Origin of the sequence: Rhodovulum strictum, assembly GCF_009649175.1 — a bacterium.
In the GTDB taxonomy this organism is placed as follows: Bacteria; Pseudomonadota; Alphaproteobacteria; order Rhodobacterales; family Rhodobacteraceae; genus Rhodovulum; species Rhodovulum strictum.
Genome location: NZ_WJPO01000014.1, coordinates 81,480 through 90,425 on the forward strand (window position 1 = coordinate 81,480; position 8,946 = coordinate 90,425).

The window sequence follows — 8,946 nt, forward strand, 5'->3', positions numbered from 1 at the left end:
TCAACTCACGACGGAGAATGACATGTATCGAAACCTGCTTTCCCGCGCCCTCTTTCTGGGCGCTGCCGGAGCCGGGCTGCTCGCCCTTCCGGCGCTGGCCGAAACCCTGCGGATCGGCGTGACGCCGGGCCCGCATGCCCAGATCCTCGAGGCGGTGCGCCCGATCGCCGCCCAGAAGGGGCTCGAGATCAAGATCATCGAGTTCTCGGACTACGTGGTGCCGAACGAGGCACTGAACGCTGGCGAGATCGAGGCCAACAGCTTCCAGAACCAGCCCTATCTCGACAACCAGATCCGCGACCGGGGCTATGACATCGTGCCAGTGGCCCTTACGGTGAACTTCCCGCTCGGAATCTACTCGACGAAGCACGCCGACTGGGACAGCGTGCCCGAAGGCGCCACCATCGCGATCCAGAACGATCCCACCAATGGCGGCCGCTCGCTGCTGCTGCTGAACGACCACGGTGCGATCAAGCTGCGCGAGGGCGTCGGCTTCACTCCCACCGTGGCGGACATCGTCGAGAACCCGAAGAAGCTGAAGATCGTCGAGATCGACGCGGCGCAGACCGCACGCGCGCTGCCCGATGTGGATGCGGCGGCCGTCAACACCAACTATGCCACCGAAGCCGGCCTGACCCCCTCGGACGCGATCCTGCGTGAAGACCCCAAGGGACCCTATGTGAACCTGATCGCGGTGCGCAAGGTGGATGCCGATGCCGCCTGGGTCAAGGATCTGGTCGAGGCCTATCACTCGCCCGAAGTGCGCGAGTTCGTGAACAGCAAATTCAGCGGTTCCGTCCTGCCGGCCTGGTGAGGCAGGAACGGTCCGGGGGTCGCCGCCCTCCCCGGCGACCCCCATCCATATCTTCAGGAAACCCGATGTCCGAACTGTTTCCCATCCCGCAGACCCTTGCGGCGCGCGCGCATGTCGATCAGCCGACCTATCGCCGCCGCTATGCCGAGTCCCTGCGCACAACCGAGGATTTCTGGGAGGAGGAGGCAGCCTTTATCGACTGGATCCGCCCGTTCCGCGAGGTTTCGGACACCAGCTTCGATCCCGCCGACCTACGCATCCGCTGGTTTGCAGACGGCACGCTGAACGCCTCGGTCAACTGCATCGACCGTCACCTGCCTGCCAAGGCCGACCGGCCCGCGATCCTGTGGGAGGGCGACCGGCCGGGCGAAAGCCGCACCGTCACCTGGGCCGAACTGGCCGATCAGGTCAACCGCCTCGCCAACGTGCTGCGCGGTCTGGGGGTGGCCAAGGGGGATGTGGTCACGATCTACATGCCGGTCATCCCCGAGGCGATCGTGGCGATGATGGCCTGCGTTCGCATCGGAGCGGTTCATTCGGTGGTGTTCAGCGGCTTTTCCGCCGAGGCCCTGGCCGACCGGATCCGCGATGCCGGGGCGCGCGTGGTCATCACCGCAGACGAGGGGCTGCGCGGTGGCCGTGTCGTGCCGCTCAAGCGCAATGCCGACCGGGCCGTGGCTGCGGCGGGGGGCGTTGATCACGTGATCGTCGCGGCCCGCACCGGTGCTCGGGTGCCGCTGACCCCCGGACGGGATATCCGCTGGGGTGCCGCCCTCGCCCTGGCCGATCCCTGGTGCCCGCCCGCCGAGGTCGGCGCCGATGATCCCCTGTTCGTGCTCTACACCTCGGGCTCCACCGGGCGCCCCAAGGGGCTGGTGCACGCCACCGGCGGCTATCTGGTGCAGGTCGGCACGAGCTGGCGCACCATCTTCGACTGGCACGAGGGCGACGTGTTCTGGTGCACTGCCGATATCGGCTGGGTCACCGCCCACAGCTACAAGATCTACGGGCCGCTGCTGAACGGGGCCACCTCGGTCCTGTTCGAGGGCATTCCGACCTTTCCCGACCATGCGCGCTGGTGGTCGGTCATCGAGAAGCACCGCGTCGCGATCTTCTACACCGCGCCGACCGCGATCCGGTCGCTGATGCGCGAGGGCGAAGCGCCCGTCCTCCGCCACGACCTGTCATCCCTGCGCGTGCTGGGCTCGGTCGGCGAGCCGATCAACCCTGACGCCTGGCGGTGGCTGCATCGTGTCGTCGGTGGTGGGCGCTGCCCGATCGTCGACACCTACTGGCAGACCGAGACCGGCTCGGTGCTGCTGGTGCCGATCCCGGGGGCCGTGCCGAACAAGCCCGGCGCCGCGGGCAAGCCCTATTTCGGGATCTGCCCGGTGGTCATGGATTCCGCAGGCCGCCCGGTGGCGGGCGCGGGGCGCGGCAGCCTCTGCTTCGCCGGGTCCTGGCCCGCACAGGCCCGGACCATCCTGAACGATCACGACCGCTTCATCCGAACCTATTTCGCGCCCTTCCCCGACCATTACTTCACCGGCGACGGGGTGGAACGCGACCGCGACGGCTATTACCGCATCACCGGACGGATCGACGACGTACTGAACGTGTCGGGTCACCGCTTGGGCACGGTCGAACTGGAAAGCACTCTGGCCAGTCACCCCGCCGTTGCCGAGGCAGCCGTGGTGGGCATCCCGCACGAGATCAAGGGACAGGCGATCTTCGCCTTTGTCACGCTCAAGTCGGGACATCCGGAAAGCGGCACGCTCAGGGCCGCGCTCGTTGCGCTGATGCGCGAGCGGATCGGCCCGATCGCCACCCCCGAGGCCATCCTCTGGGCCCCTGCCCTGCCCAAGAACCGGGCGGGCAAGATCCTGCGGCGCGTGCTTGCGAGGATCGCGGCGGGGAATTACGACGATCTGGGCGACACCACGACATTGGCCGATCCAGAAGCGGTGGACGAGATCGTTCGCCGCCACCGGGCCAGCCTGGAGAACCAGAGATGAACGCAGAGGAATTGCGCGCGCTTCAGGCGCCGCTGAAGGATCGCTACAAGACCGATGCCGGCGCGGCGCAGATCACCCTCCGGGCCACGGGGGCCCTGGGCGAGGGCCTGTCCTGCCGGGTCGAGACGGGCCGCGCACTGGTCGAGGCGGGACTGCATCCGGCCACCGGCGGCAGCGGGGCGCAGGCCTGTTCGGGCGACATGCTGCTCGAGGCACTCGTGGCCTGCGCGGGCGTGACGCTGAACGCGGTGGCGACCGCAATCGGCTTCGAGCTGCGCGGCGGCACCGTCACCGCCGAGGGCGATCTGGATTTCCGCGGCACGCTAGGCGTCGACCGCGAGGCACCGGTCGGCTTTTCCGCGATCCGGCTGCGCTTCGAACTCGATACGCCCGAACCGCAGGACCGGATCGACACGCTGACGAAGCTGGCCAAACGCTATTGCGTGGTGTTCCAGACCCTGACCGTACCGCCCGCCCTGTCGCTGGACGTGGCCACCCATGACTGACCGTCCGCGTGCCCCGGAGACCCTCGCCGCGCAGGCGCTGGGGCATGTCGACGGGGCCACCGGCGCCCTGATCCCGCCGATCCATGCCTCGACCACCTATGCGCGCGACGCCGATCTGGGCTATGCCCGCGGCCGCGTCTATGCCCGCGCCGACAACCCGACCTTCGCGGCGGCAGCCGATACGCTGACCCGGCTTGAGGGGGGTGCGGCAACGCTGCTGTTTTCCTCGGGGATGGCGGCTGCGACGGCTGTTTTCCTTGCGCTCTCTCCCGGCGATCATGTGGTGGCGCCCCGGGTGATGTACTGGGCGCTGCGCGGCTGGCTTCTCGACTTCGCGACAAGCTGGGGGCTGGCGGTCGATCTGGTGGACACCTCCGAGCCGGCGGCCGTCGCCGCCGCGGTGCGGCCGGGGCAGACCCGGCTGATCTGGCTGGAAACCCCCGCCAACCCAACATGGGAGGTGGCCGACATCGCCGCCATCGCGGACATCGCGCGGACGGCCGGGGCGCGGCTGGCGGTGGATTCCACCGTGGCGACGCCGGTGCTGACCAGGCCGCTGGCGCTGGGGGCAGATATCGTGATGCACTCGGCCTCGAAATACCTCAACGGGCACAGCGACGTGATCGCGGGTACGCTGACCACGGCACAACGCGACGATTTCTGGGCCCGGATCGAGGCTGTCCTGCGCCAGAACGGCGCGATCCTCGGCCCGTTCGAGGCGTGGCTCTTGCAGCGGGGCCTGCGCACGCTGTTTGCGCGGGTGCGCTGGCAATGCGCCAGCACGGCGCTTCTGGCCTCGCGGCTGGCAGCGCATCCGAAGGTGGCCGGGGTGCTCTATCCCGGCCTTCCGGACAGTCCCGGGCACGCCGCCGCCCTGCGCCAGATGCAGGGCGGCTTTGGCGGTATGCTGTCGATCCGGGTCGCGGGCGGGCGCGAGGCCGCCATCGCCACCGCGGCGCGGGTAAGGGTCTGGACGCGGGCGACCTCGCTTGGAGGGGTGGAAAGCCTGATCGAGCACCGCGCAAGCATTGAGGGTCCAACCTCTCCGGTGCCCGACGATCTGCTGCGCCTGTCGGTCGGGCTGGAAGATGCCGAAGATCTCTGGGCCGACCTGTCCGCCGCGCTGGGGTAACCGGCGGCCGGACCCGGGACAGGCCCGGCCGCACTGTCCGGCCCCGCTCAGTCCAGCCGGTGGATCAGGGACTGGTCGAGCACGGCCATTACCTGCCTTCGCAACTCCTCGAACGCATGGGCGGCGCGGTCGCGCGGCCGATCCAGATCGACCGCGATCTCGGCCTGCACGCGGCCGGGATGGGGCCGCATGATCACGATGCGATCGGCCAGCACGATGGCCTCGTCAATGTCATGGGTCACCACGATCAGCGTGGGCCGCGGATGGGTCTGCGCCCAGACATGCAGCAGATGGTCCTGAAGGTCGATCCGGGTAAAGGCATCCAGTGCCGAGAACGGCTCGTCCAGCAAAAGCACCTCGGGCCGGGTGACAAGCGCGCGGGCGATCGAGACCCGTTGTGCCTGTCCGCCCGACAGCTCGCGCGGCCATACATCGGCCTTGTCTGCCAGCCCGACCCTTTGCAGGGCGTCCTCGATCAGCCTCCGGCGTTCGGCAAGGCGCTTGCCCCGCAGACCGAAGCCCACATTCTGGGCCACACTCAGCCAAGGCAGCAGCCGCGGCTCCTGAAAGACCACGCCGATCTTTTCGTGCGGGCCGTTCATGTCGGTTCCGTCCAGCGTCACCCGCCCCGGATCGGGACGGTCAAGCCCCGCGATCAGCCGCAGCAGCGTGGACTTCCCGCAGCCCGAACCGCCGAGAACGGCCACGATCTCGCCCAGATCCACCCGCAGCTCGATGCCGTCGAGCGCATGAACCCCGTTGGGATAGGTCTTTCCGATATTGTCGAGTGCAAGCATTCCGAAATCCCTAGCGATGGTTGGCAAAGCCGTCTTCCCAGCGCAGGAACGGCGTCGAGGCCCAGGCCAGAAGGCTGTCGGTGATCTTGCCCAGAATGGCAAAGGCGATGATGGCGGCGACGATCTGCGCGGGCTTGCCCAGTTGCTGTCCGTCGACCAGCAGATAGCCCAGCCCCTCGGACGCGCCCATGAACTCGGCGGCGACGACGAACATCCAGCCCAGCCCCAGCCCGGAGCGCAGCGACGTCACATAGGCGGGCAGAACCGCCGGCAACAGGATGCGCCAGACCATTTCCGGACCCGACAGCCGGTAGATGCGGCCGACCTCGACGATCTTGCGGTCCACCGACCGGATCGCCGCCATCAGGCCCAGATAGACCGGGAAGAAAACGCCCACAGCGATCAGCGCGATCTTCGATGCCTCGAAGATGCCGAACCACAGGATGAACAGCGGCACCCAGGCGATCGAGGGGATCGCCCTGAGCGCCTGAAGGCTGGGGTCGAGCAGGCGGCTTGCCAGCAGGGAATAGCCGGTCAGCGCCCCGGCGACCGTGCCCGCCGCCACCCCCAGCCCGAAGCCCGCCCCGACGCGGCCGAGCGTGGCCAGCGCATGGTCGGCCAGCGCGCCGGTCTGCCACAGAGCCCAAAGGGTTCCAGCGATGACCGAGGGCGGCGGGAACAGCCGGCCATTGTTCAGACCGGCCGCCACCGCGGCTTCCCAGATCAGCGCAAGGCCCAAGGGCAGCAGAAGCCCGAGCGCCAGTCCGGGGCCGGGAAAGCGCCGCGCGGCGGTGCGCGGCGCTGCAAGCGAGGTATCGGTCATCGCCACCGCCTCAATTGGTCGGCACCGGCAGGCGGTCGTCCAGCAGCACATCCACCGTCGCGGGCACGTCCACCGACACCTCGATCACGCCCGCGGCCTGCAACGCCAGCCCGGCCTGAAGGATCGCATCGCGCTGCGCCGCGCCGATGCGGGGTTGCGACAGGTCGGTGCGCTCGTCCAGCTGCCGGTCGATCACCGCCGCGGGCAGGCCGGTGACAGCGGCAAAGATGCGCTTGAGTTCATCGGGGTTCGCCACCGCCTCCTGGCGTGCGGCCTCGTAGACGTTCAGCACGCGGGCGACGATCTCGGGATAGTCGGTCAGGAACGATTCGCGCACGTTCAGGATGCCCCAGGTATTCGCCCCCGGATCGCGGTGGAACAGAACCGCGCCGTCCTCCAGCTCGGCCGAGGCCATGATCGGGTCCAGGCCGGCCCAGGCATCCACATCGCCGCGGATCAGGGCGGTCCGGCCATCCGCGTGTTGCAGCAGGACGGTCCTTACATCGTCCTGACCCAGCCCGGCCTCGGCCAGCGCGCGCACCAGGAAGACATGCGGATCGGTGCCGCGGGTGACCGCAACGGTCTTGCCCTTTAGGTCTGCGACAGAGGCGATGGCGGTATCGCTCCGGGTGACCAGCGCGGTCCATTCCGGACGGGAATAGCTGTAGATCGACTTGATCGGGTTGCCGTTGATCCGCGCCAGCAGCGCCGCCGAACCGGCGGTCGAGCCGAAATCGATCGAGCCCGCATTCAGGAATTCCAGCGCCTTGTTGGACCCGGCCGACTGGACCCAGGTGATCGCGATACCGTCCTTCTCGAATTCCCGCTCCAGAAGGCCGTTTTCGCGGATCAGAAGCGAAACCGGGTTGTAGGTCGCCCAGTCGATCCGGATTTCCTTTGGCGCATCCGCCATGGCAGGGGCGGCAGCGGCCAGCGCCAGCGCGGCGCTGGCTGCAAGGACTAGGCGGCGGGTCAGGGTCATGGAAATGTCTCTCCGGTGGGGCGCCGACAGTATCGCGGCGCGCTGTGTCAGATGGGGTCGGAAACAAGCGCCCGCGCACCCGGAGGCGCAGCGGGACAGAGTGGCTGACGCTCAGGCGGCCGAGCTCTGCTGGCCCGCGGCCTCCAGAGCCTGTTGCAGATCGGCCAGAATGTCGTCGATGTGCTCGATCCCGACCGACAGGCGCACATAGCCGGGCGTCACGCCGGTCTTGATCTGGTCCTCGGCGGTCAGCTGCGAATGGGTGGTCGAGGCTGGGTGGATCGCAAGGCTGCGCGCATCACCGATATTGGCCACATGGTAGAACAGCGTGAGGGCGTCGATGAAGCGCCGCCCGGCCTCGCGCCCGGCGGCAAGCTCGAAGCCCACCAGACCGCCCTTGCCATGCGTCAGGTATTTCTCCGACCGCTCGGCCGCGATGCCGGTCTGAAGGCCCGGATGGATGACGCGCGCCACTTCGGGGCGGCCGGACAGGAACTCGGCCACCCTTGCCGCGTTCTGGCTGTGCCGCTCGATCCGGAGCGCCAGCGTCTCGATCCCCTGCAAGGTCAGGAAGGCGTTGAAGGGTGACAGGGCCGAGCCCAGATCGCGCAAGAGCGTCGTGCGTGCCTTGATGATATAGGCCACCGGCCCCAGCGGTGCCGTCGCCTCCACCCAGACCGCGCCGTGATAGCTGGGATCGGGGGTGTTCAGCGCCGGCTGGCGGGCGGGGTGGGCCGCCCAGTCGAAATTGCCACCATCGACGATCAGCCCGCCGATCGAGGTGCCGTGCCCGCCCAGATACTTGGTCGAGGAATAGACCACCACCGCAGCGCCGTGGTCGAACGGGCGCACCAGCAAGGGCGCCGCGGTATTGTCCACGATCAGCGGGATTCCCAGCGGCCGGCCGAGCGCCGCCACTTCGGCGATGGGGAACACCTCCAGCTTGGGGTTGGGCAGCGTTTCGGCATACCAGGCGCGGGTGCGCTCGTCCGAGGCGCGCACGAAGGCCTGGGGATCGGCGGGATCGACGAAACGCACCTCGATGCCCTGATCCTTGAGCGTGTTGGCAAACAGGTTCCAGGTGCCGCCGTAAAGGTCGGTCGAGGACACGATGTTGTCCCCCGCCCGGGCGATGTTCTGGATCGAGAAGGCCGAGGCGGCCTGCCCCGAGGCCACCGCGAGCGCGGCCACGCCACCTTCGAGCGCGGCCACGCGCTGTTCCAGGACGTCGGTCGTCGGGTTGCCGATGCGGGTGTAGATGTTGCCCAGTTCCTGCAATGCGAACAGCGCCGAGGCGTGGTCGGTGTCGCGGAACTGATACGATGTCGTCTGGTAGATCGGCACCGCGACTGCCCCGGTCGTCGGGTCGGCGCGGTATCCCGCGTGAAGCGCAAGCGTCTCGCTGCGTTGACTGGCCATTGGACTCTCCGATTGATGCGAAAAGACGATCTGTCTTGTCGCGAATTAGCCAGAAATTCCGATTCCGTTGAATTCCAAAGACCTGCCCCGGGCAGGCTCCGCCTCCTGAAACGGCCCCCCGGCAGAGAAAATCCTTCTCTCGGCGGGACGGCCGGTCCGGTCCTTCTTCGGTGATGCGCAACAGCACAACGGCCCGGCGCCGGGTCTCGCGCCGCGACAGCGGTATCCGGCATCCGCGCCGGTCAGCATCGCACCGATCCGGAGCCGAACCGGCCGCCATGGCGCCTGACATGTCTGGCCTCGGGCAAGCCCGACCATTCCGACTTGCCGCGTTCCCCGGCCGCCGGGTGCGCGGCCGGGGTTCTGCCCGTTTACGGGCGTTTGTCGCCGGTGATCATGGCGCGGGCGAGGTTTTCGCGATGCACGCTGCTGGCAAGCAGGACGCCGCCCAGATGCAG

8 protein-coding genes are annotated in these 8,946 nt (G+C 68.3%); 4 read left to right on the top strand and 4 right to left on the bottom strand.

All coding sequences use genetic code 11. The features are described 5' to 3' along the window. Positions 1-22: 22 nt before the first annotated feature. From GH815_RS10425 to GH815_RS10440, 4 genes are all read left to right on the top strand, one after another. Positions 23-814, top strand: coding sequence for a MetQ/NlpA family ABC transporter substrate-binding protein (locus GH815_RS10425; protein WP_153748713.1), 792 nt, complete (start codon positions 23-25; stop codon positions 812-814). 65 nt (positions 815-879) lie between these two features. Then, positions 880-2,829, top strand: coding sequence for an acetate--CoA ligase (gene acs, locus GH815_RS10430; RefSeq protein ID WP_153748714.1), 1,950 nt, complete (start codon positions 880-882; stop codon positions 2,827-2,829). Next, positions 2,826-3,335 (top strand): OsmC family protein, encoded by a 510-nt coding sequence (locus GH815_RS10435; RefSeq protein ID WP_153748715.1) that lies wholly within the window; start codon positions 2,826-2,828, stop codon positions 3,333-3,335. Before acs ends, GH815_RS10435 begins: the two co-directional genes overlap by 4 nt. Beyond that, complete coding sequence (locus GH815_RS10440; protein WP_153748716.1) at positions 3,328-4,467, top strand: trans-sulfuration enzyme family protein; 1,140 nt, start codon at positions 3,328-3,330, stop codon at positions 4,465-4,467. Before GH815_RS10435 ends, GH815_RS10440 begins: the two co-directional genes overlap by 8 nt. 47 nt (positions 4,468-4,514) lie before the next feature. Here the strand turns inward: GH815_RS10440 and GH815_RS10445 are convergent, their stop codons facing one another. The 4 genes from GH815_RS10445 to GH815_RS10460 form a co-directional block, all read right to left on the bottom strand. Then, positions 4,515-5,264, bottom strand: a complete 750-nt coding sequence (locus tag GH815_RS10445) for an ABC transporter ATP-binding protein (RefSeq protein ID WP_153748717.1) — start codon at positions 5,262-5,264, stop codon at positions 4,515-4,517. A gap of 10 nt (positions 5,265-5,274) precedes the next feature. Beyond that, a complete protein-coding gene (locus tag GH815_RS10450; protein WP_153748718.1) occupies positions 5,275-6,087 on the bottom strand; it encodes an ABC transporter permease in 813 nt (270 codons plus the stop codon). Between the two features lie 10 nt (positions 6,088-6,097). Further along, positions 6,098-7,069, bottom strand: coding sequence for an aliphatic sulfonate ABC transporter substrate-binding protein (locus GH815_RS10455; protein WP_153748719.1), 972 nt, complete (start codon positions 7,067-7,069; stop codon positions 6,098-6,100). A gap of 111 nt (positions 7,070-7,180) precedes the next feature. Beyond that, positions 7,181-8,488, bottom strand: a complete 1,308-nt coding sequence (locus tag GH815_RS10460) for an O-acetylhomoserine aminocarboxypropyltransferase/cysteine synthase family protein (protein WP_153748720.1) — start codon at positions 8,486-8,488, stop codon at positions 7,181-7,183. Between the last annotated feature and the right edge of the window lie 458 nt (positions 8,489-8,946).